Below are 21,986 nucleotides of genomic sequence, written 5' to 3'. Positions count from 1 at the left end.
TTTGAAAGGCATCGTCAGTGGGGAGGCTGTCAGTGGGGAGGCTGTCAGCAGGCAGTCGTCAGTAGGCGAAGGCGCGGTCCAGCGCCTCAAGGATACGGTCGATGTCCGGGAGGTAGTCTTCTTCCACCTTCGCCACGGGGTAGGGCATGTGGAATCCGCCAACACGGATCACGGGGGCTTCGAGGGACAGGAACGCCCGCTCGCTGACCCGGGCCGCGATTTCGCCGCCGATGCCGCCGAACGTCGGTGCCTCGTGGGCCACGACCAGCCGGCCGGTCTTCTTCACGGATTCGGTGACGGTGTCGAAGTCGATCGGCGAGATGGACCGCAGGTCGATGACCTCCACGCTGTGGCCGTCCTCGGAGGCGGCAGTTGCCGCGGCGAGGGCCACCGGAACCAGCGGACCGTAGGCCACTACGGTGGCGTCGGTGCCTTCGCGCAGGACGTGGGCCTTGAACGGGTCCGCCGAGGCGCCGGGTGACTCGGTGTCGACCTCGCCCTTGAGCCAGTAGCGCCGCTTCGGTTCGAATACGATCACCGGGTCCTGGCAGTCGACGGCCTGCTGGATCATCCAGTAGGCATCGTGCGGGTTGGACGGGGTGATGATGCGCAGGCCGGCCGTGTGGGCGAACAGCGCTTCAGGGGACTCCGAGTGGTGTTCGATCGAGCCGATGCCGCCGCCGTACGGAATACGGATGACGACCGGCACCGTGAGGTTTCCGTTGCTGCGCGCGTGCATCTTGGCCAGCTGGGTGGTGATCTGGTTGAAGCCGGGAAACACGAAGCCGTCAAACTGGATCTCGCACACGGGGAGGTAGCCGCTGAGGGCAAGTCCGATCGCGGTGCCGATGATGCCGGACTCGGCCAGCGGGGTGTCCACGACGCGGTCGGCGCCGAATTCTCCGATCAGACCGTCGGTGACGCGGTAAACGCCGCCGAGCGGACCGATGTCCTCGCCCATGAGCAGGGTGCGGGGGTTGTTGTTCAGCGTCGCGCGCAGGCCCTCATTGATGGCCTTGGCGATGGTCATGGTGGTCATCGGTTGGCTGCCCCGTCTGTATCTGCCTCGACTGTTTCCGATTCGTCGGCGAATCCTGCACTGTATTCCTCGAACCAGGCCAGCTCCTCGGCCACCAGCGGGTGCGCTTCGGCGTAGGTGTTGGCGAACGCCGTGCGGATGTCCGGGGTTTCGAGGTCGTGGGTCGTCTTGCGCACGTAGGCGGCGAGCTCATCGCCGTCAGCCTTGACCTTGGCGAAGAAGTCATCGTCCGCCAGGTTTTCGGCGCGGAGGTACTTCTCGAGCCGCTCGAGGGGGTCTTTCGCCCTCCACTGCGCTTCCTCATCGGAGCCGCGGTATTTCGTGGGATCGTCGGCCGTGGTGTGGGCGCCGACCCGGTAGGTAAACGCCTCGATCAGCACGGGGCTCTTTCCTTCGCGGGCGCGCTCCAGTGCCCACTCTGTGACGGCATGGACTGCGATGACGTCGTTGCCGTCCACCCGGATGCCCGGGAACCCGTAGCCCTTGGCGCGGTCCGCGAGCGGGACACGGGTCTGCACGGTGCTGGGGACCGAGATGGCCCAATGGTTGTTCTGGCAGAAAAACACCACGGGCGCGTTGTACGACGAAGCGAACACCATGGACTCGTGCACGTCGCCTTCTGAGCTCGCGCCGTCGCCGAAGTAGACCATGACGGCCGCCTTGGGCTCCTGCGGCTGGCCCGGCGTGGCGTTGGCGGCCGCGAGCTTCTGGTCACGCTGGATCCCCATGGCGTAGCCGACTGCATGCGGAGTCTGCGCCGCAAGGACCAGGGTGTACAGGTGGAAGTTGGTGTCCTTGGGGTTCCAGCCCCCGTTGGACACGCCGCGGAACTGGCGCAGCAGCTCAGCCAGGTCGACGTTGCGGGTCAGGGCCACCCCGTGCTCACGGTAGGTCGGGAAAATGTAGTCCTGCGGCTGGCTGGCCCGGCCCGAACCGATCTGGGCGGCCTCCTGGCCCGTCAGGGGCACCCACAGGGCAAGCTGGCCCTGCCGCTGGAGCGCGGTCGCCTCCTGGTCGAAGCGCCGGATGGCTGCCATGTCGGCGTAGAAACCACGCAGCTTTTCAGCGTCCAGGCGGTCGGCATAGGCGGAGAAGACCGGGTCTTCGCCCAGCGTGCCGTCCGGACCCAGGAGCTGGACCATCTGGGTGGGAGGTTCACCCAGCACGGCCTCGGCTTCCGCCTCGAGCTGGTCGTCTACCCCGGTTCCGTCGAACTCGGTAGCGGGCAGATGTGTGGCGCCCATACCGTCTCCTTGCTTGCCGCTCACAAGAGCGTCGCAATCTCGCTGGGATATATGCCGGATCGGGAATACATTCCTGATCCGGCATATATTTTGGCTTACTGTCCCTTACTTTATCCGCAGTAGGCGGACGCGGGGCGTTATGTTAAGCGCTAGGAACGCCGTGGCGCCTTTGTATAGTTCGCACAGAGCTTGAGGAAACGGCTGTTCGCTTCCTCTTCCCCGATGCTTACCCGGACGCCCTCGTTGCCGAACGCCCTCACGGACAGGGCACTTTCACCCGCCAGTGCTGCGAACTCCGCGCTGTTCTCGCCCAGATTGAGCCACACGAAGTTGCCTTGCGCGTCCGGCACAAACCAGCCGAGCTCGCGCAGCCCGGCCGTGACGCGGTCGCGCTCGTCCACGAGGCTTTGTACCCTTTCTACAACCTGGCTGAAGTTCTGCAGCGAGGTCATAGCCGCCCGCTCGGCGATCTGCGATACGGCGAACGGCGTGGCGGCCACCCGGAGGTGCTGGGTGAGGTCCGGGTGGGAGACGCTGTACCCCACGCGGAGGCCGGCCAGCCCATGGGCCTTGGAGAAGGTCCGCAGGACCACCACATTCGGGTGCTTGCGGTACATCTCGATACCGTCCACAGCGTGCTCGGCCCGCACGAACTCCTGGTATGCCTCGTCAATGACGATGACGACGTCGGCAGAGACAGAGCGGATAAACCGCTCGGTTTCGTCGGTTTCCAGGATGGGACCGGTGGGATTGTTGGGAGTGCACAGCAGGATGACCTTGGTTCGCGCGGTCACCGCGGCTGCCATGGCATGGAGGTCGTGGCGGCCGTCGGGCGTCAGGGGAATCCTTACACTTTCAGCGCCGGCGAGGCCGACACAGATAGGGTAGGCCTCAAAAGACCGCCAGGCGTAGATGACTTCATCGGCCTTGCCGTCATCGTTCTGCCCGGCGAAGGTCACCAGAAGCTGGTTCAGCGCTCCCAGGCTGCCCGCGCCCGTGACGATGTCTTCGGCAGGAACCTGCAGGAACTCCGAGAGGGCCCCCCGGAGTTTCGTGCTGAGGGGATCCGGGTAGCGGTTGAAGTCGGTCTGGTCCGCGATGGCCTGCAACACTGCAGGGATGGGCGGAAGCGGGTTCTCGTTGGAGGACAGCTTGTAGCTGGCTAGGCCCTCGACGGCGGCGGGAGGCTTGCCGGCGGCATAACGGGGAAGCCTGTCCACGACCGGACGGGGCCTGATTCCCCCGGCAGGGTTCTCTGGTGAAGTCATGCCAACTAGCCTACTTCTCCGGTCCTGCCGCTTTCCTCCGCCGTGTGAAAGCATGGGCCCATGTTTTCTTTCATCGTGCGGGTTCTCATCAATGGCCTTGCCCTCTGGATTGCCAGCTGGATACTGCCCGGCCTGGACATCTCCACCACCGCAACGACAGAAGCCGTTGCCCAGGGCGGCGTCACACAGGGAACCGACCCGCTGGGCATCATTCTTGCCTACCTGTTCATCGGCCTGATCTTCGGTTTGGTGAATGCGTTGGTGCGGCCGATCGTCAGCCTGCTGTCCCTGCCGATCACGATCCTGACGCTGGGGCTGTTCACTATCGTCATCAACGCCGCCATGCTGTACCTGACCTCCTGGCTGAGCAGTTACACCCCCGTCCACTTCACCATCGACTCCTTCTTCTGGACGGCTGTCCTGGCGGCCATCATCATCACGCTGGTCTCCCTCGTGGCGGGCAGGATCACGGGCGTCCGCCGTTAGCGCGCAACCCACCTGCCAGCGCCCAATAGCGGCCGGTCCGGCTGGCGGGCAGGCGTAACCCGGGGCTCCCGGTTCACGGCGAAACGGGTGGCTGTCCCTGCGCCGCCGACTCCGAGGACTCCGGCCAGGACCGCCGTGTTGGCGACCAGGGAGGGGTCTTCGCTCGCGGACACCGCCCTTGCCCCAGCCTCGTAGTTTTCAAGGTTGTGGCCGGGCCCGAGACCTGGGTCTTTGCCCGCCGGGGTGACCACCCGGTCCGTCAGCGTGACGGTGACCCTGTCCCGGGTGTCCGCGTTCGGAATTCCGTCGCTGCCGGGGACCCAGTCCTGGCGGTGTTCGACATGAAGGGACGTGATTCCGGCTTCGGGGGTAATTCCGCCCACCGGCGATCCGGCCGTGAGGACATACTTCAGGTCGAATTCGGCCAGGAACGCCTTGTCGCTGCTGAGGTTCATGGCATGCACCCCGCCCTGGCTGTAACCGACAGCCACCACCTGGTCCCCCTTGGAGGCCCCCGCTTGGTGCAACGCCGAGGTGACGGCGGCATTGAGCTGCTCCGAGCCGTATCCCAGTGCCTCAACGATTCCTGCCTCATCCAGCGGGTTCACTCCTCCGGGCGGATCCGTGGGCTGCGTGCCGGGGATGATGACAATGAATGCCTTGTGCCCGCCGTTATCGACCTGAACCACCTCTATCGTTCCGTGCCCGTCCGCATCCAGCTTCCGGAGCCGGGCGAGCAACCCGGCCGGGGAGGTGTCGACGTCAACGTCGCGTGTCAGTTCCTCTACCGCGGTGACGGGCCGGGGCTTCAGCCGCGGAAGGTAGTTCTCCGCCAGCCTGCGAACGAAGGCGCCCGAGGCTGAAATGTGCCGCCCGGCAGCCACCTCTGCGGCCAGTGCCCTGGCGAGGTCCTCTTTCGGTGCAATCGTGCCCAGCAGCATGATCGATGCCTGCAGCGCGACGGCCTCGGCCGCGTCACGGCTGGGGTAGTTGGCCTGGGTCAGATCCACGAACAACAAAGGCAGGAAGCCCCAGCCGTCCTCCGGCAGGCGGATCCCGGCGGCGGCCAGCGACTCCGCCCTTTCGTAGTCGCGGTGGCTTGCGCGGACCTGGTCGCTGAGGCGCTGAAGCTCTTCCCTGACGGCGCGCACCGATTGACCGCCTTCACCCACCGCGATGAGTGCCGCCGTGCCGCTGGGCCGTGGATCGTACTGGTAGGGACACAGCTCTTCCCAGATCCGGCGGACACCTATCTCCACGGCGGCGAGTTCGTCAGCCATGCCTTCCAGCTCGGACACACCGGCCATGAGTTCCTCCAGCTGGAAGCGGATTCCGCCCACACCACCGCGGATCCGCATGCTCCCGTCCGTGGCCGGCTCCAGCGGTCCCAGCGGCCCGCCGCTGCCGGAGGGTGTGGCCTCTGCCATCAGTACCCGCCCCCGGGCGTCCGCTGGGATGAGAGCGGGACCTGCTGTGAGTGGCGAAGCACGGCTTCGTAAGCCGCCATCAGCCGCTCCCGTGCCCGGTCCAGCGCAGCCGCCTGCAGCGAGATGGCGGTGCGGTATGCCTGCCCTGCCGGGGACTGCCACTCAGCAAGCTGCACATGGCGGAACCTGAGCATCGATGTATCGAGGCCATGGGCGAAGCGGGCGACCCGCCAGGCCAGCTGCTGCACTTCGAAGCTCCGCGATCCGCACGCGTTGGCATCTGCTGCGGTGATGCTGCCGCTCATTTCAGCTCCCCTGACGTTGTTTGTTCTGCATGGTCGGTGATGACGACGCTACGGAGCGGCCTGCAGGCCTGGTACCGCCGGCGTCGACTATGTGGAAAACGGCGGGCGCCCCGGCAACCTCGGCGCTGGGGAGGAGAAGTCACACGGACTCCGCGCTTAAGGGGCGGCGCGACTTCGTGAAACAATCAGCACATGCCTGAAACTGCCGCCACAGCTGACACCCGTACGCCTTCCGGACGCCTGGCCCTCGCCGCGTCGCAGGACAAGATTGCCCTCGGCCCGCTGGACGGCCGGTACCAGTCCGCCGTAGCGCCCCTGGTGGACTACCTGTCCGAGGCGGCCCTGAACCGCGACCGCGTGGCCGTGGAAGTTGAATGGCTCATCCACCTGACCGGCAACAACGTGCTGCCGGGCGCGGGTCCGCTGACGGCTGAACAGCAGGACCAGCTCCGCGCGATCGTGACCGAATTCGACTCCGCCTCGGTCACCGAGCTGGCCGAAATCGAGGCCGTGACGGTGCACGACGTCAAGGCTGTGGAGTACTACATCGGCCGCAGGCTCCCGGCCATCGGCATTGAGCGGCTGACCGCCATGGTGCACTTCGGCTGCACGTCCGAAGACATCAACAACCTCTCCTACGCCCTGGGTGTCAAGGGCGCTGTGGAGGACGTGTGGCTGCCGGCCGCCAGGGCCCTGGTGGCCCAGATCAGCAAAATGGCTGACGACAACCGCAGCGTGCCCATGCTCTCCCGCACGCACGGCCAGCCGGCCACGCCCACCACGCTGGGCAAGGAGCTGGCCGTCATCGCGCACCGCCTGACCCGCCAGCTGGACCGTATCGCGAAGACGGAATACCTGGGCAAGATCAACGGCGCCACCGGCACTTACGCGGCACACGTGGCCTCGGTGCCGGGCGCAGACTGGCAGCAGGTTGCGAAGTCGTTCGTCGAGGGCCTGGGCCTGACCTGGAACCCGCTGACCACGCAGATCGAAAGCCACGACTGGCAGGCGGAGCTGTACGCCGACGTCGCGCGGTTCAACCGGATCCTGCACAACGTGTGCACGGACATCTGGAGCTACATCTCGATCGGCTACTTCGCGCAGATTCCGGTGGCAGGCGCCACGGGTTCCTCCACCATGCCGCACAAGGTCAACCCGATCCGTTTCGAGAACGCCGAAGCCAACCTGGAAATCTCCTCCGGACTGCTGGATGTCCTCGGCTCCACTCTGGTCACCTCGCGCTGGCAGCGCGACCTCACCGATTCCTCCAGCCAGCGCAACATCGGCGTGGCGTTCGGGCACTCCCTGCTGGCCATCTCCAACGTGGTCAAGGGCTTGGAGCGCCTGGACGTGGCTGAGGACGTCCTGGCCGCCGACCTCGACACCAACTGGGAAGTGCTGGGTGAGGCGATCCAGATGGTAATGCGCGCCGAAGCGATTGCCGGTGTCGAAGGGATGGAAAACCCTTACGAACGGCTCAAGGACCTCACCCGCGGACAGCGCGTGGATGCCGCCCGGATGCAGGAATTCGTGCAGGGCCTGGGCCTCTCCCCCGACGCCGAAGCGCGGCTGCTTGCCCTGACGCCCGGCAAGTACACCGGCATCGCCACCGAGCTGGTGAACCACCTCAAATGAGGCTTCTGCTGATCCGCCACGGCCAGACCCCCGGGAACGTGCTGGGCCAGCTGGACACCGCACACCCTGGGCCTGGCCTCACTGAGCTGGGCGAGCGCCAGGCCGAGGCGCTGTCGCGTGCCCTGGTGAATGAGCCGATCCAGGCCCTCTATGCCTCCACCCTGATCCGGACGCAGATCACGGCTGCTCCCCTGGCGCGTCTCCAGGGCCTGGAGGCCGAAGTGATCGAGGGCATCCACGAGATCGAGGCCGGGTCGCTGGAAAAACAGACGGACCACGAATCGCACAAGCGGTACCTGGGGACCATATTCTCCTGGGCCGACGGCGACCTGGACCGCCGGATGCCGGCCGGCCCCAGCGGCCGGGACTTCTTCGACCGCTATGACGCCGCGATCGCTCAGGTCGCGCAACGGGCGAATGGCCTCGGGGATTCCTCGTCCGTGGCCGTGGTCAGCCACGGCGCAGCCATCCGGGTCTGGGCCGGCCTGCGGGCCGCCAACATCGAACCGGACTTTGCTGTCAGGCACGTCCTGGACAACACGGGCATCGTGGCGCTGGAAGGGGACCCCGACACCGGCTGGGAGCTCATCCACTGGGACGACAGCCCGGTGGGCGGCCTGGCTCTGGCCGACCCCACTGCCGAGGACCCCACCGGCGGACCTGCCTAAGCGCCTCCTGCCCGCAGGCACTGGACTGCTCCCCCGAACGCGTTCATGATGAAAGCAGGCGTGGGGACAGGATGGTCGGCCGCGGCGTGCGGTTGCTCCCGCGCAGTGGAGGCGCAGTGGCATGTCACGCAAGGCGGTACACCCCGAGCACGCCCCCGCCGGCGGTCTGCTCGGCGTCGACGAAAAGTTCCTCGCGGCCTACTACGAGCACGTAGCGCCGGAGGATCTCCAGGGTTACAGTTCCGAGAACCTGGAACAGCGGGCCCGGCGCCATGCCAAGCTGGCAGACACCCGTCCCGCGGGGACGGCGGCCGTCGACATCCTGAATGAAAGCGACGCGAGTGTCCTGCTCGTGGTTGCCGACGCCATACCGCATCTGCTGCATTCGCTCACCGCGGAGCTGACCCGCCAGGACGAATCCATCCGGTTGCTGGTGCACCCCAATTTCCTGGTGCGGCGGGATCCGCAGACGGACCGGTTGGCGGAAGTGCGTCACGGGCCGCCGCCGACCGGAGCGGCGGGTAACATCGCCGGCACCGCGGCAGGGCACACCGCGGCAGGGCACACCACGGCAGTGCACACCGCGGCAGCGCACACCGCACGGGACCGGCGGGTGTGGTCGGCCGAGACCTGGGTGGCGGCGGAGATAGGGCGCCTGGCGGGGCCGCGGGCCATCGCGGAGCTCATCGGCAACGTGCGGCGTGTCTTGGCTGACGTTCAATTGGTCGCCGATGACACGCCGGCGATCCACACCAGTCTGGCGCGGGCCGTCACTTCCCTGGACCGGCTGCCCGCCGGCATGATGCCGACCCCTGAGCAGCTCGGGGAACTCCTGACCTGGCTGGACCGCGGCAACTTCATGTTCTTGGGATACAGCGAGTATGAATACCCGACGGCGGGCGGCCCGGACAGCGTAAGGCTGGCACCCGGCACGGGGCTGGGCCTGCTCAGGGACGGACGGCCGGAAGCCCTCCAGCCAGTCACCGGGCTCCCCCATTCGCAGGTTCTGACGATCGCCACCTCCGACCTGAGGTCCTCCGTTCCCCGCCCGGCCTACCTGGACGAAATCCTCCTACGGACCTTCGACACCGCAGGGACGGCCACGGGCGAAGTGCGGTTTGTGGGCTTGTTCGCCCCCGGCGCCACGGGCCGCTCGGTGCGTCGCATCCCGATGATCCGGGACAAGGTCCTTGCTGTCCAGGAACGGTTCGGTTTCACCGAAGCTTCCCATCCGGGCCGGCAGCTGCTGGCGGTCCTCGAGTCGTTCCCGCTGGATGAACTGTTCCACCTGGACGTGGACGAACTGGCCAGGCTCTCCCGCGAGATCCTGCTCCTGCAGGCGCATCACCAGACGCGGGTGTTCCTGCGGCCCGACACCTACGGCCGCTTTGTGTCAGCCTTGGTGTTCCTCCCCCGGCACAGGTACAGCACCGCAGTCAGGCTCCGCATCGAACAGGAACTCAAGCACGCTTTCGGCTCCTCATCACTCGAATTCGAAGTCCGTTTAAGCGAATCCCCCATGGCGCGGGTTTTCTTCCGGATATTGCTGCCCGCCAGCGGCATGCCCGACGTCGATCCGGGCGTCCTGGAGCGAAGCGTGGTCAACGCAACGCGTACCTGGGCCGAGGGGCTGGATGAAACGCTCCGTGACAGGTTGCCGTCAGCAGAGGCAAGCCGGCTGTCTGCGCTGTGGTCGGCCGCGTTCCCGGCCAGCTACCGGGCGGATTTCGAGGTCGAGGATGCCGTGGAGGACATCCGCCGGTTTGAGCAGTTCGATCTCGACGGCGCCGGCGGACGACCGCTGGACGACCCTCAGCTGGCCGTTTACGTCCGGACCGGAGCGTCCCCGACGCTGGCCGAAGACGCGCGGATCCGGCTTTACCTGACCACTGCCCACAGCCTGACGCGCATCCTGCCGTTCTTCCACAACCTCGGCCTGGAGGTGCTGAACCAGCGGCCATTCGACGTGATGCGCGGGAGCAGCCGGCCGTTGTTCCTCTATGACCTTGGCGTCCGTTACCCCGCCGGCGTGGATCCGGCCGGGACCAGCGGGCTGCTAGCGGACGCTTTTGGGGCGGCGATGCGCGGCGACTCGGAATCGGACCGGTTTGACGGCCTCGTCCTCCGCGAAGGCATCGAATGGCGTCAGGCGGCCATTCTTCGCAGCTATGCCAAGTACCTCCAGCAACTGGGCACCACCAACTCATACGGCTTCATGGCCGACACCCTGCTGGCCAACGTCCGGGCAACCCACGGGCTCCTGGCCCTGTTTCAGGCAAAGTTTGATCCGGACCTGGACGTGCCTGGCCGGTTCCGTGATGCCGACGCCGTCCGGAAAGACCTGCTGGCGGCGATCGAGGACATTCCCGTCCTGGACGCCGACCGGCTGTTGCGCACCTTCATGAACCTGGTGGAATCCACGCTGCGGACCAACTACTTCCAAGGGAAACCCCATCTGAGCTTCAAGCTGAACCCCGCCGCCATCGCGAACGCACCGTTTCCCCGCCCCAAGTACGAAATCTGGGTGTATTCGCCCCGGGTTGAAGGCGTCCACCTGCGCTTCGGGCCACTGGCCCGCGGCGGGCTGCGCTGGTCGGACCGAAGCGAGGACTTCCGCACCGAGGTCCTGGGCCTGGTCAAGGCCCAGAACGTGAAGAACTCAGTGATCGTGCCCACCGGCGCCAAAGGCGGTTTCTACCCCAAACAGCTGCCGGACCCGTCCGTGGACCGCGAAGCCTGGCTGACCGAGGGCCTGGAATGCTACCGGATCTTCGTCCGCGGGCTGCTGGACCTCACCGACAATCTGGTCGCAACAGCGCACGGCGAAACAGTGGTGCCGCCCGAGCGGGTGGTGCGTCACGACGTCGACGATTACTACCTTGTGGTGGCGGCGGACAAGGGAACAGCATCATTTTCCGACGCCGCGAACGCCGTGGCCGGGGAATACGGCTTCTGGCTGGGCGATGCCTTCGCCTCCGGCGGCTCCGTGGGCTACGACCACAAGCAGATGGGCATCACGGCCCGCGGGGCCTGGGAATCGGTGAAACACCACTTCCGCGAGCTGGGCGTGGACTGCCAGGCGGAGGACTTCACAGTCGTCGGCATCGGCGATATGAGCGGCGACGTCTTTGGCAACGGAATGCTCCTCTCCCGCCACATCCGCCTGGTGGCCGCCTTCGACCACCGGCACATCTTCCTCGACCCGGACCCCGATGCCGAGGCATCGCTCGAGGAACGGCGGCGGCTCTTTGCCCTGCCACGCTCCTCCTGGGCGGACTACGATCCCGCGCTGATCAGCGAAGGCGGCGGGGTACATTCCCGCCGGGTCAAGGCCATCAGCATCACGGATCAGGTCCGGAGCTCACTCGGCCTTGCCCCGGGCACCCGCTCACTGCCGCCCCATGCGCTCCTGCAGGCCATCCTCCGGGCACCGGTGGACCTGCTGTACAACGGCGGCATCGGAACCTATGTCAAAGCCTCCTCGGAGGGCAACGCGGAGGTAGGCGACAAGGCCAACGACCCCATCAGGATCAACGGCAAGGAGGTGCGGGCGAGGGTTATCGCCGAGGGCGGGAACCTGGGAATCACGCAGCTCGGGCGGATTGAGGCCGCGCTTTCCGGCGTCCTGCTGAACACCGACGCGATCGACAACTCGGCCGGGGTGGACTGCTCGGACCACGAAGTGAACATCAAGATCTTCGTGGACCGGATGATCGCTGCGGGAAAGATGGCAGTACCGGAACGCGCAGCCTTCCTGCATTCCCTCACCGACGAAGTGGCCCGCCTCGTGCTCGCCAACAACACCGACCAGAACGTACTGCTCTTCAACGACCGGCACCTGGTGCGCGAGTGGAGCCCGGGCTTCGAACGGACCATGGACTGGCTCGAGAACGCCACGGACCTGGACCGCCGGCTGGAGGGCCTGCCAAACAACGAGCAACTCGAGGAGCGGCTGCGGTCAGGGAAGACCCTGACCTCGCCGGAACTGGCGGTGCTGGCCGCCTACGCCAAGATCGAACTGGCGGCGGCGCTCAATGCCAGCGACCTCGCCGAGGACCCGTGGTTCCGGCGCGTCCTCAGAGGCTATTTTCCGCGCCAGCTGTCCGAACGGTTCGAGGCGGAGCTGGAGACGCACCCGCTGCACCGCCAGATCGTGTGCACCGTGGTGGCCAACGACATGGTCAACCTCGGCGGCATCACGTTCGCGTTCCGCGCCATCGAGGAAACCACGGCACGGGCCGCAGCCGTGGCCAAGGCCTTTGTCGTGGCACGTGAGGCCTACGACCTGCCGTGGATCGTCAACCGGCTGGCCGCGCTCCCTGCCGGATGCCCCAGCGAACACGCCGCCGAAGCGACGCTGCACATGCGCAGGGTCCTGGACCGCGCCACCCGGTGGTACGTCACGCACGACCACCGGGACCAGCCCGTCGCCGAGGCACTGGGACGGATCCTGCCCACGCTGGAAGCCCTGCGCACCCGAACCGTGGACTACCTCCGCGGCTCCGATCTGGACAGGGTTCAGGGCAGGCTCGCCCACTGGGACGCCGTGGGGATGCCCCGGGAGCTTGGCCTGCGCGCCTCGGACCTGCTCGAAAGTTTCGGGCTGCTGGACATTTCCCTGGTTTCCGAACAGGTGCACGAACCGATCGAAACCATCGCCGACGTCTACTACGCGGTGTTCCAGCGGATCGGCGCCGCCAACCTGCTCCTCAGGATCACCGACCTGCCGCGGCAGAGCAAATGGGAGGCACTGGCACGGGCGGCCCTGCGCGATGACGTGTATTCGGCGGTGGCGGACATGACAGTTTCGGTGATGGAGACAACGCAGGTTCCCGACGCCGCCGGTTCTGACTCCGTCGAGCGCATCGTGGCCTGGGAACGCGGGCACCAGGAGCAGCTGGGACGGATCAAGGACACCTTCGCCGAGGTAACCCGGCCGGGCAACGTGGATATCGCTTCCATTTCCGTGGCGCTCAAGCTGCTGAGGACGCTGGTGCGGCGCTAAGTCGCGGCAGACGTCCGTGAATCCACAGTTCTCCGGACGCTTACCCGCAGGAAACACCGCGGAAACCGCCCCCTCTTAGGCTTATTTTGCATAACCCTTCGGCGAATCGAGGCAGAGATGCAGACCAACCCCCGTCTCAACATCAGGCAGGTCACTTGGGCCAACCCCGTGGGCGCCGACCTGCGTGCGGCACAGCAGGCGGAACTGGACGCCCGCTTCGGCACGAAGGACCACGAACCCGGCCCGCCGCCGTCGGAAGTGGACACCGCCGTATTCCTCGTGGCCTACGAGAAGAGCTCCGGGCAGCCGGTGGGCTGCGGCGGCCTGAGGATGCTGGACTCCACGACAGCGGAGATCAAGCGGCTGTACGTCCTGCCCTACACGCGCGGTTCGGGTGTGGCAAGCTCCATCCTCGCCGCACTGGAAGCGCACGCCCACGGCATGGGCGTCACCTCGATCACCGCCGAAGCCGGCTCCGCCCAGACGGACGGCAGGAACTTCTACCAGAGCTGCGGCTTTGACGAAGTGCCCAACTTCGGGCCGTACATCGGGGTGGAACACTCCTACTGCTACGCCAAGACGATCGATTCGCACAGCGCCGCCCACACGGCCATGGCCTGATGGCGGCAGGAGCCGGCCGCCGTCAGGCCATGGCGGACCGCGCCTGGCGGACCGTCACACTGCGGCAGGCGGCCCGCCGTCGGCTAATCTCGCATTATGGAATCGGCAGACATCACTTTCCGCACGCGCAAATGGGTGCGTCCTGAAGACCTCAACGCCAACGGCACGCTGTTCGGCGGGAGCCTGCTGAAGTGGATCGATGAGGAAGCGGCGATTTACGCCATCCTGCAGCTCGGCAACGGCCGTGCCGTCACCAAGTACATTTCCGAAATCAACTTCGTCAGCTCGGCGGTCCAGGGCGACCTCATCGAGATGGGGCTGACTGCCACCCGGTTCGGCCGGACATCGCTGACCATGCGCGCCGAGGTGCGGAACATGATCACCCGGCAGAGCATCCTCACCATCGAGGAAATCGTGTTCGTGAACCTCAACCAGCACGGCAAGCCCGAACCGCACGGGTACACCGAGATCACCTACGACCGCGACCGCATCCCCACGCACCACCTGACGGAGACCCTGGAGCAGGACTGACCCTGCGCCAGGGTGTCGACGGCGAGCGGGCTTAGCGGCTGAGCCGCCCGGCCACGCTGAGAATCCTGTCCCTGATCGGCTGGGCGGATTCTGCGAGCACGAGCCTGGTCATTGCCGACGATGCCACCCGCAGCGCCTGACTGCGCAAAAAGCGCCGTTTGTCGTACGCCTTGAGCGCCTCCGGGAGCGGCCGGGAATTGAGCAGTTCCGCAAGCGTGACGGAGTCAACCAGGGCTTCGCAGGCTCCGCGCCCAAGATTGGGCGTCATGCCGTGGGCGGCATCTCCCACCAGCACGGAGCCGGCCCGCGCGTAGCTGCGCAGGGCAGGCACGGTCCAGATCCGGTGGGCGAGGGTCCCCTCCGGTGTTGCCCCCGCCAGGACACGGACGATTCCGGCCGCTTTTCCGGAAAACCGACGGCGGGTGAGGTCGAGCGCCGCTTCGACGTCGATGCCGCCAGGTCCGAGGTCTGACCGGTAGGAGGCGTACCAGTAGGTCCGCTGCCGGGAAGCCGGCGCGATGCCGAACAATTCGCCGCGGCCCCAGTATTCGCCGCCGCTGTCCGCAGGAACAGGTTCGTTGATGACGCCGCGCAGCGCGAGGTAGGGGCTGAGCCGTTCCCGGGACCGCGGACCCCAGTAGGCCCCGCGGACCACGCTGTGCACGCCGTCGGCCCCGACCAGCAGGCCGCCAGCGGGCAGCGAGGTCACCGCCCCAAACACGCGGGTTACCGAATCCGGCACGGCGGCGTCCAGCTGCCGGAGCAGGTCCGCCCGTGAGATGCCGATGACGTCTGGTGCCCCGGCCCGAAGCCACGCTTTCCCGGTGGCATTCCGCAGTGCCATGGCTTCAAAGGCGGACCCTGCCGCCCGGATTTCCGGCAGGATCCCGACGGCTTCGAGGGCCCGCTGGGCCTCGGGCCACATAGCCAGGGACGTTTCCACTGCCGGGAGGACGTTCCGCTGCTCGTGCACGGTGACGTCAAAGCGGTCCGGGTCAAGCGTCGCGGCTAGTGCCAGCCCGGCAATGCCACCGCCGACGATGGTGATGGCGTCCATTCACCGAGTCTACGGTGAAGGCGTCAGGGTCTACGCCGTACGTGTCAGTCGGACGGCCAGCCGGTGTAGGCCTCGGCCAGGTAGGCCCTGCCATGGCGGGAAGAGACCACCGAGTTGAGTTCGCCCAACTGGCGTGCGCGGGAAAAGTCATCGGCATCCACCGGTGTGTGGAGCATGGAGGTCATCCAGTAGGAGAACTGCTGGGCCTTCCAGACGCGCTCCAGGGCGCGGTCGCTGTAGGCGTCCAGCAGTGCCGTGGAACCTCCCTTGTAGAAGCTTTCCAGCCCTTCGAACAGGACCTTGACGTCGTGGATGGCAAGGTTCAGGCCCTTGGCACCGGTGGGCGGCACGGTGTGGGCGGCATCGCCGGCCAGGAACAGTTTGCCGTGGCGCATGGGGGCGTGGACGAAGCTGCGGAACTTCAGCACCATCTTGTCGATGACCGGGCCCTCCTTGAGCTCGAATCCGTTGCCGTTGACCCGGCTGCGGAAGGCGTCCCAGATGCGGTCCTCGCTCCAGTTGTTCACGTCTTCGTTGGGATCGCACTGGAAGTACATGCGCTGGACGGTCTCGGTCCGCTGGCTGATCAGGGCGAAGCCGTTGTCCGAGTTGGCGTAGATGAGCTCATCGGAGCTGCGGGGCGCCTCGGCCAGGATGCCGAACCAGGCGAAGGGGTATTCGTGGAAGTACCACTTGCGGTCTGCCTCGGGGATCTGGAAGCGGCAGTGGCTGCGGGAACCGTCCGCACCGGTGATGAAGTCGGCCTGCAGCTCGTATTCCACGCCGTCAGAGTCCGTGAACCAGACCTTCGGCGACCCCTCGATGTCGTGGATGGTGGTGTCGGTGACGCTGTAGCGGACGTCGCCGCCGTCGGCCTCGCGGCGTGCGGCCAGGTCCATGAACACGTCGGTCTGCGGGTACAGCCACACCGACTCCCCCACCAGGTCCTTGAAGTCGATCCGGTGGCTTTCGCCGTTGAAGCGCAGCTCGATCCCGTCGTGCCGGTCGCCGTCCCGCAGCACCCGGTCCGAGACCCCGCTGTCCACCAGCATGTTCACGGTGCCGTGTTCCAGGATGCCGGCGCGGACCGTCTCCTGGATTTCCTTCCGGCTGCGGATTTCGATGACGGTGGATTCGATGCCGGACTTGGCGAGCAGGTGGGAGAGCATCAGTCCTGCCGGACCGGCACCCAGGATGGCCACTTGGGTGGTGATGATTTTTCGGGCTGCCATGGTGTTTCCTCGCTTCGTTGCGGGGCCCGGCGGGGAGGTGTCCGGGGCCTGTTGGATCGTCTGGCTACAGTGTGCTCCCGCGGGAGTGATCCGCGTTACAAGGATTCCGTTGAATGGAATCTGACCGGCAGGCCTCGTCCAGTCCTGGACCTTAGTCCCGCCCCTCCGGCAGGCTTTGCGATTCACCGAGGCGTCGCCCGATTCCCCGGGCTGCTGTCTGCAGCGCCGGCACCAGCGCCTGTAGGCGCACCTCGCGCAGTGGAACCACGACGCCGATGGCCGCCACCGTCCGCTTCTTGCGGTTCATCACCGGGACGGCAATGCCCCAGGTGTCCGGATCCACCACGCCGGCGAGCTGGGCGTAGCCCTGGTGTGCGGCCTCCCCCAGCTGGATGCGGAGCTCTTCCACCGTCAGCCTGCCGGCAGGATCCGTAAAGCCTGCCAGGTATTCCGCCTGGACCGCGTGGGGCTGGTTGGCCATCAGGACCAGCCCGGCGGAGGACACATGCACCGGCATCCGGCCGGCTACCTGCGCCCGGTTGGCCACGGAGCCGCGCCGTGACAAGCGCTCGACGAAGAGGGCCTCCCAGCCGTCCAGCACGGCGAGGTTCACGTTCTGGTTGAGTACCTGCTGGATGTCCTCCATGAACGGCATGGCAGCCCGGCGCAGTTCGAGTGTGGGCGAATTGCGGTTCACCAGCTCCCACAGCCGCAGCCCGAGCTGCACGGAGCCGCCGGATCCGACATCCAAGAGCCCGTGTCCCGCCAGCTGCCGGACCAGCCGGTGGGCTGTGGTGAGCGGAAGCCCGGCCCGGGCCGCGAGTTCGGAAAGCGGCAGGACGTTGACGCCTTCCGGAAAGGCGGCGATGACGCGGACCACGCGGTCCACCACTGAGTCCCCGGAGCCCGAGTTGGCCACATTTCTCCTTCCATTGAATGGTTTGAAGTGTCCCACACAACAGGGGCCAGTGGTACAAATCTCAGGAGAGGGAACGTTCGGTCCCGGCCGGTGCCACGGAGAAACCAACCGGCAAGAAATCAACTCTGAGGTAGCTATGTCAACGACGTCGTTGGAAAACAAATCTCGCTGGCCTGTCTGGCTGTGCTGGCTGGCCATGGTCCTGGACGGCTTTGACCTGGTGGTGCTCGGCACCGTCATCCCGACCCTCATCAAGACCCACGATCTCGGCTTCGATGCCGTCGGCGCCACGTTCGCCGCAACGATCTCACTAGTGGGCGTGGGGCTGGGAGCGCTGTTCATTGCGCCGCTCTCCGACCGCTTCGGCCGACGGAACCTGCTGGTTGCCTGCGTGACGTGGTTCTCCATCTTCACGATTGCCGTGGTCTTTGCTCCTAACGTTGCCGTCTTCAGCATCTTCAGGCTGCTGGCAGGCCTGGGGCTGGGCGCCTGCCTCCCGGCCGCCCTGGCTTACATGAACGACTATGCCCCCGCAGGATCCGCCGGCAAGTCCACCACACGGACCATGACCGGCTACCACGCCGGGGCCGTGGCCACCGCCTTCCTGGCACTGATGGTCATCCCGGACTGGCGCATCATGTTCGTGGTTGGCGGTGTGGCCGGCTTCGTGCTGGTTCCGTTCCTCTGGTTCAAGCTTCCCGAGACGCTGCCGGCCGTTGTATCCCTCCCCGCGCTCTCTCCGGCGTCCGGCACCCATGCCACCAAGGCCGCTGAGCCCGCAGTCGAAGGACGCGCCAGCTTCCGGGACCTCGGCCGGAAACCGTACCCGCTCGTCGCGGCAGGCGTCGCCGTCGCCTCCTTCATGGGCCTGCTGCTGGTGTACGGGCTGAACACCTGGCTGCCGCAGCTCATGTCCTCCGCCGGTTACACGCTCAACGCCGGACTCTCCCTGCTGCTCGTTCTTAACGTGGGCGCGGTGGCTGGCCTGGTGGTGGCCGGCATTCTCGCCGACAAGCATGGAACCAAAAAGATCGTGCTTCTCTGGTTCTTCCTCTCCGCCGTCTTCCTCGCAGCGCTCAGCGTCAAGATCCAGAATGAACTGCTCCTGAACGCGGCCGTGTTCGTAACAGGCGTCTTCGTCTTTAGCTCGCAGGTGCTGGTGTACGCCTGGGTCAGCCAGCTGTTCCCGGCCCGGCTGCGCGGCACTGCACTGGGCTTCGCCGCTGGTGTCGGACGCCTTGGCGCCATCCTCGGCCCGGCCGTGACGGGCACCCTGGTGGCCGCCGGAATCGCCTACCCCTGGGGCTTCTACGTCTTCGCCGGCGCGGCCGTCCTCGCGGTGGCGGCCCTCGTCCTGGTGCCGCAGGCGGTCACCGCAGCGGCAGGCAAGCGGACCGCCGTCGGGCCTTCCTAGCGGCCGGGCGCTCCAACAAAGGCGCTCCTAGCGGCGGGCCTTCCTACACGGCTATGCGCCGGGCGTGGTCCCACGACCGCATCCGCCGCCAAACGGCGGGGGCACTCACAACGGCGATGCCGACGGCGGCGCCGATGACCGTCTCCACGATCCTGTCCCGCAGCAGGACTTCAGGGACAGCGGGCGCCGCCAGCAGCGTGGCACTGAGTGCCAGCGGCGTCACGAATATTTGCGCCAGGACGTACTGGCGGGCGATGAACATCTCGGCGCCGAACTGGCACGCGGCGATCACCAGGACCATCTGCCACGGGGCAGGATTCAGCAGCAGCACACCGGCCAGAACGATCAGGCCCAGCACGGTGCCGATGATTCTCTGGATCCCCCTGGCCACACGGTGTCGGGTGGTCCGGCCCACCAACGGAACGACCGCAGCCACCATGGCCCAGTAGTTGTGGCCGAAGCCGAGCCGCTGCCCCACAATGGTGGCCAGCGTGCCGGCAAGCCCCGCCGCCACGAAGTAACCCACCGCTTCGAGCCAGGCGGTGCGCTTCTCTTCCTGTGTTAGCCGTGCCGGCGCCGGCATGGCCCAAGGCGTTCGGCGGCTCCGCACCAGGCGTGAGGAAATGCCGATCAGCAGGCAGAAAACGGTGGTGAGAATAGCGACGACCATGCACTGCCAGAGCGGCGGCTGGTTCGGAATCGAAGCAATGGCCGCGAACGCGAAGATATGGAACAACGAACCCGCCGGCCGGTGGCGCCACAAGGCAATCACCAGCGAACACGCGCCGGCAACCACCGTGGTGGCTGCCACCTGCGTCCAGGTGCTCGCGGTGTCCGACAGCCCCAGGGCCTGGCCGGCGCGGGCAGACAACGTGGCCATGAGGATGACGAGCAGCATGAGCGAACCGGCGCGCATCTGGATGAAGAGCCGCTTCCGGTGGAGCTCCCCGCGACCATAAATTCCGGTGAAGGCACCGAAGGAGGCAAAGATCGCCAGGTCGCTCCGGCCGATCAGGACCAGGATAATCAGCGGAACAAAGACCCCCACGGCGCAACGGATAGCGACCTGATGGTCCTTATTGCCGGGGGCAATGGTGAACATCTCGGCGAAAAGCTTCAAGGGGGTCACGCCTTTCCATACGGTGCCAGTCTGATGGCGGCAGCGTTGGCGTCCATTTCAAATCCTACGCCCGGCCGTTCGGCGGCCCCCTTGAGGCGGCCCGGCTCCGGCGGCAAGTCCCCTCCCGGGAGCGTCCGGAAGGGCCGGACTGGTAGTGTCTATCGGTTAAATTACCGACTGAAACGCATACCGGAGGTACCCATGCTCAAAGGATTCAAGGATTTCATCCTTCGCGGCAACGTGATCGAACTGTCCATCGCCGTCGTCGTCGGTACGGCGTTCACGGCGCTCGTCAGCGCGTTCACCACCAACATCGTGAACCCGATCATCGCAGCCGCCGGCGGGGTCCAGACCGAGGGCCTGGGCTTCGCCATCTGGCCCGGCAACAGCAAGACGTTCGTCAATATCGGCGGCGTCATCACCGCGTTCGTGACCTTCCTCATCACTGCCGCCGTGGTCTATTTCATCTTCGTGGCGCCCATGAACAAGATCAATTCGCTGGTGAAGAGCCGGCTGGCGACGGCGGAGCCAGAGGAGGAGCCCATACCCGCGGACACCGCTCTGCTGGCCGAGATCCGGGACCTGCTGACCCAGCTCGCAGGGACCGACAGGGAACTCACCACCGCCGGATCGTCAGCGAAAGAGTCCGAAAGCTCCCGCTGACGATCCCGCCGTCAGGCGCTGGCCGCGTCTGTGCGCCGGAAGCCGCCGTTCCATTTGCCCCGCCGAACGGTGACGGGAATTCCGGCCGCCGCGAGCCGGACCGAACGAAGCACCCTCGACTGCTCGCCGGGGGTCAACTGGTGGTACACCGGCAGGACCACCAGCCGGTCCGCCAACCGCTCGGTGACCGAGAGGTCCGCCACGCCGGTGTCCCGGTCCCAGTACGCCGGCTGCCGATGGACCGCCGTAAGCCCGACGCCGGCAGAAATACCGTCGCGCGCCAGCCGCTCCAGGAGCTCGTCCCGCGGCAAGGCAAATGACGGCAGCACTTCCATCCAGAAGGATTGGAAATTGCTGGTGCCGTAGTCCGGGTCCTTGATGAACCGCAGCCCTGCGATCCGTGCGAGCGCGAGCTGGTAGCTGGCGACAATTTCCCTGCGGTGGGCTACTGCCTCGTGCAGCCGGCCCAGCTGGACCAGGCCGATGGCGGCCTGCAGATCTGTCATGCGGTGATCCAACCCCGCGTCACTCCCGGCGTCGTCACGAAGGTCGCGGGCCGCGGCGGCCCACGCCTCGTTCCGGGTGGTCAGCATGCCGCCTTCGCCGGTGGTCAGGACCTCACACGAATCGAAGGACCACACGGTCAGCTCGGCGCCGGCACCCACCGGCTGTCCCTGGTAGGTGGAGCCCACGCCGCAGGAAGCGTCCTCGATGACTGTGATGCCTAGCGGATCACACAGCTCGCGTATGGGTTCCAGGTCAACCGGCATGCCGCCCTGGTCCGCCACGATCACCGCCCGGGTTGCCGGCGTCAGGGCCTCCTCGATGGTTTCGCGCGATACATTGCCGGTTCCGGACTCCACATCGGCAAAAACCGTCCGGGCGCCCAGGCGGCTAACGGCGTCGGCGTTCGCAACCGAACAGAACGAGGGCAGAACGACGTCGTCCTGCTGTTGAACCCCGGCCACCCTGAGGGCCAGGTGGAGGGCAGCGGTCCCGCTGGACACTGCGACGGCGTGCGGCGCCTGCTGCGCCGATCCGAACGCCTCTTCAAACTGCCCTACGCGTGGCCCTTGCACCGTCCGGCCCGAAGAAAGCACCTGCACAACGGCGTCCGCTTCCTCCGGTCCGAGCCACGGCCTCATGACACCGATGTGGCTAACCGCACGGTCTTCGCTGATGGTCACCGGGACCTCCCGCTCGTCAAAAAAGAAATGGTATGCCCTTCCATTCAACGCGCCACTCGACGGCGCGGTCACGAGAGTCACGTACGCGCCTTTTCCCGCGGGGCGCCGCCGTCGCAGTGCGTATTACCCGCTTGGGAACCGCGGTGCTGCCCGGCGGGTAGGGCA

The 21,986-nt window shown here is 66.5% G+C and carries 18 protein-coding genes; 8 read left to right on the top strand and 10 right to left on the bottom strand.

The features are described from left to right. Window positions 1-58: 58 nt before the first annotated feature. From PV761_RS13010 to PV761_RS13000, 3 genes are all read right to left on the bottom strand, one after another. Window positions 59-1,039: an alpha-ketoacid dehydrogenase subunit beta gene (locus tag PV761_RS13010; protein WP_347897301.1), complete on the bottom strand. Its 981-nt coding sequence runs from the start codon at window positions 1,037-1,039 to the stop codon at window positions 59-61. Then, window positions 1,036-2,283, bottom strand: coding sequence for a pyruvate dehydrogenase (acetyl-transferring) E1 component subunit alpha (pdhA, locus tag PV761_RS13005; protein ID WP_347897299.1), 1,248 nt, complete (start codon window positions 2,281-2,283; stop codon window positions 1,036-1,038). The genes PV761_RS13010 and pdhA overlap by 4 nt, the downstream gene beginning before the upstream one ends. 149 nt (window positions 2,284-2,432) lie before the next feature. Beyond that, entirely contained in the window at window positions 2,433-3,551 is a 1,119-nt protein-coding gene (locus PV761_RS13000) for a histidinol-phosphate transaminase (RefSeq protein WP_347897297.1), read from the bottom strand. 60 nt (window positions 3,552-3,611) lie between these two features. On the opposite strand from PV761_RS13000, the gene PV761_RS12995 reads away from it, so the two are divergent. Next, window positions 3,612-4,037: a phage holin family protein gene (locus tag PV761_RS12995; protein ID WP_028271454.1), complete on the top strand. Its 426-nt coding sequence runs from the start codon at window positions 3,612-3,614 to the stop codon at window positions 4,035-4,037. Here the strand turns inward: PV761_RS12995 and PV761_RS12990 are convergent. Next, window positions 4,034-5,464, bottom strand: coding sequence for a hypothetical protein (locus tag PV761_RS12990; protein ID WP_347897295.1), 1,431 nt, complete (start codon window positions 5,462-5,464; stop codon window positions 4,034-4,036). The two genes, PV761_RS12995 and PV761_RS12990, sit on opposite strands and share 4 nt — an antisense overlap. Next, window positions 5,464-5,769, bottom strand: a complete 306-nt coding sequence (locus tag PV761_RS12985) for a hypothetical protein (protein ID WP_051628922.1) — start codon at window positions 5,767-5,769, stop codon at window positions 5,464-5,466. The genes PV761_RS12990 and PV761_RS12985 overlap by 1 nt, the downstream gene beginning before the upstream one ends. A 192-nt stretch (window positions 5,770-5,961) precedes the next feature. Here PV761_RS12985 and purB point away from each other — a divergent pair, with 192 nt between their 5' ends. The 5 genes from purB to PV761_RS12960 all read left to right on the top strand — a co-directional run bounded on the left by purB (window position 5,962) and on the right by PV761_RS12960 (window position 14,229). Continuing rightward, complete coding sequence (purB, locus tag PV761_RS12980; protein WP_028271452.1) at window positions 5,962-7,404, top strand: adenylosuccinate lyase; 1,443 nt, start codon at window positions 5,962-5,964, stop codon at window positions 7,402-7,404. Next, a complete protein-coding gene (locus tag PV761_RS12975) occupies window positions 7,401-8,072 on the top strand; it encodes a histidine phosphatase family protein (RefSeq protein WP_028271451.1) in 672 nt (223 codons plus the stop codon). Before purB ends, PV761_RS12975 begins: the two co-directional genes overlap by 4 nt. Before the next feature lie 121 nt (window positions 8,073-8,193). Further along, window positions 8,194-13,077: an NAD-glutamate dehydrogenase gene (locus PV761_RS12970; RefSeq protein ID WP_347897292.1), complete on the top strand. Its 4,884-nt coding sequence runs from the start codon at window positions 8,194-8,196 to the stop codon at window positions 13,075-13,077. A gap of 117 nt (window positions 13,078-13,194) precedes the next feature. After that, window positions 13,195-13,698: a GNAT family N-acetyltransferase gene (locus PV761_RS12965; RefSeq protein ID WP_347897290.1), complete on the top strand. Its 504-nt coding sequence runs from the start codon at window positions 13,195-13,197 to the stop codon at window positions 13,696-13,698. Window positions 13,699-13,794: 96 nt separating this feature from the next. Continuing rightward, window positions 13,795-14,229, top strand: coding sequence for a hotdog domain-containing protein (locus tag PV761_RS12960; RefSeq protein WP_081818901.1), 435 nt, complete (start codon window positions 13,795-13,797; stop codon window positions 14,227-14,229). Window positions 14,230-14,260: 31 nt separating this feature from the next. Here the strand turns inward: PV761_RS12960 and PV761_RS12955 are convergent, their stop codons facing one another. The 3 genes from PV761_RS12955 to PV761_RS12945 all read right to left on the bottom strand — a co-directional run bounded on the left by PV761_RS12955 (window position 14,261) and on the right by PV761_RS12945 (window position 17,437). Then, window positions 14,261-15,286, bottom strand: a complete 1,026-nt coding sequence (locus tag PV761_RS12955) for an FAD-dependent monooxygenase (protein WP_347897287.1) — start codon at window positions 15,284-15,286, stop codon at window positions 14,261-14,263. Window positions 15,287-15,330: 44 nt separating this feature from the next. Beyond that, the gene (locus PV761_RS12950; RefSeq protein WP_347897285.1) at window positions 15,331-16,518 is read right to left on the bottom strand and encodes a 4-hydroxybenzoate 3-monooxygenase; all 1,188 of its coding nucleotides are present in this window, start codon (window positions 16,516-16,518) and stop codon (window positions 15,331-15,333) included. A gap of 151 nt (window positions 16,519-16,669) precedes the next feature. Next, window positions 16,670-17,437 (bottom strand): IclR family transcriptional regulator, encoded by a 768-nt coding sequence (locus PV761_RS12945; protein ID WP_347897283.1) that lies wholly within the window; start codon window positions 17,435-17,437, stop codon window positions 16,670-16,672. Between the two features lie 136 nt (window positions 17,438-17,573). Between PV761_RS12945 and PV761_RS12940 the strand changes: the two genes are divergently transcribed. Continuing rightward, window positions 17,574-18,851 carry an aromatic acid/H+ symport family MFS transporter gene (locus PV761_RS12940; RefSeq protein ID WP_347897281.1) on the top strand — a complete coding sequence of 426 codons (1,278 nt, stop codon included), beginning with the start codon at window positions 17,574-17,576 and terminating at the stop codon, window positions 18,849-18,851. A gap of 43 nt (window positions 18,852-18,894) precedes the next feature. On the opposite strand, the gene PV761_RS12935 is transcribed toward PV761_RS12940, so the two are convergent. Next, window positions 18,895-19,971: an FUSC family protein gene (locus PV761_RS12935; RefSeq protein WP_347897378.1), complete on the bottom strand. Its 1,077-nt coding sequence runs from the start codon at window positions 19,969-19,971 to the stop codon at window positions 18,895-18,897. 201 nt (window positions 19,972-20,172) lie between these two features. Between PV761_RS12935 and mscL the strand changes: the two genes are divergently transcribed. Further along, entirely contained in the window at window positions 20,173-20,634 is a 462-nt protein-coding gene (gene mscL, locus PV761_RS12930; RefSeq protein WP_347897279.1) for a large conductance mechanosensitive channel protein MscL, read from the top strand. Window positions 20,635-20,645: 11 nt separating this feature from the next. On the opposite strand, the gene PV761_RS12925 is transcribed toward mscL, so the two are convergent. Then, window positions 20,646-21,821 (bottom strand): DegT/DnrJ/EryC1/StrS family aminotransferase, encoded by a 1,176-nt coding sequence (locus tag PV761_RS12925; RefSeq protein ID WP_347897277.1) that lies wholly within the window; start codon window positions 21,819-21,821, stop codon window positions 20,646-20,648. Window positions 21,822-21,986 lie beyond the last annotated feature (165 nt).

This window comes from Arthrobacter sp. CC3 (assembly GCF_039907775.1).
Lineage (GTDB): Bacteria > Actinomycetota > Actinomycetes > Actinomycetales > Micrococcaceae > Arthrobacter.
Note: the sequence above shows the minus strand (reverse complement) of the source record. Positions and strands in the feature narration are given on the sequence as shown.

Bases quoted from the DNA above. Each gene is read 5' to 3' on its own strand.
- PV761_RS13010 (WP_347897301.1), bottom strand. From the start codon at position 1,039: ATGACCACCATGACCATCGCCAAGGCCATCAATGAGGGCCTGCGCGCG.
- pdhA (WP_347897299.1), bottom strand. From the start codon at position 2,283: ATGGGCGCCACACATCTGCCCGCTACCGAGTTCGACGGAACCGGGGTA.
- PV761_RS13000 (WP_347897297.1), bottom strand. From the start codon at position 3,551: ATGACTTCACCAGAGAACCCTGCCGGGGGAATCAGGCCCCGTCCGGTC.
- PV761_RS12995 (WP_028271454.1), top strand. From the start codon at position 3,612: ATGTTTTCTTTCATCGTGCGGGTTCTCATCAATGGCCTTGCCCTCTGG.
- PV761_RS12990 (WP_347897295.1), bottom strand. From the start codon at position 5,464: ATGGCAGAGGCCACACCCTCCGGCAGCGGCGGGCCGCTGGGACCGCTG.
- PV761_RS12985 (WP_051628922.1), bottom strand. From the start codon at position 5,769: ATGAGCGGCAGCATCACCGCAGCAGATGCCAACGCGTGCGGATCGCGG.
- purB (WP_028271452.1), top strand. From the start codon at position 5,962: ATGCCTGAAACTGCCGCCACAGCTGACACCCGTACGCCTTCCGGACGC.
- PV761_RS12975 (WP_028271451.1), top strand. From the start codon at position 7,401: ATGAGGCTTCTGCTGATCCGCCACGGCCAGACCCCCGGGAACGTGCTG.
- PV761_RS12970 (WP_347897292.1), top strand. From the start codon at position 8,194: ATGTCACGCAAGGCGGTACACCCCGAGCACGCCCCCGCCGGCGGTCTG.
- PV761_RS12965 (WP_347897290.1), top strand. From the start codon at position 13,195: ATGCAGACCAACCCCCGTCTCAACATCAGGCAGGTCACTTGGGCCAAC.
- PV761_RS12960 (WP_081818901.1), top strand. From the start codon at position 13,795: ATGGAATCGGCAGACATCACTTTCCGCACGCGCAAATGGGTGCGTCCT.
- PV761_RS12955 (WP_347897287.1), bottom strand. From the start codon at position 15,286: ATGGACGCCATCACCATCGTCGGCGGTGGCATTGCCGGGCTGGCACTA.
- PV761_RS12950 (WP_347897285.1), bottom strand. From the start codon at position 16,518: ATGGCAGCCCGAAAAATCATCACCACCCAAGTGGCCATCCTGGGTGCC.
- PV761_RS12940 (WP_347897281.1), top strand. From the start codon at position 17,574: ATGTCAACGACGTCGTTGGAAAACAAATCTCGCTGGCCTGTCTGGCTG.
- mscL (WP_347897279.1), top strand. From the start codon at position 20,173: ATGCTCAAAGGATTCAAGGATTTCATCCTTCGCGGCAACGTGATCGAA.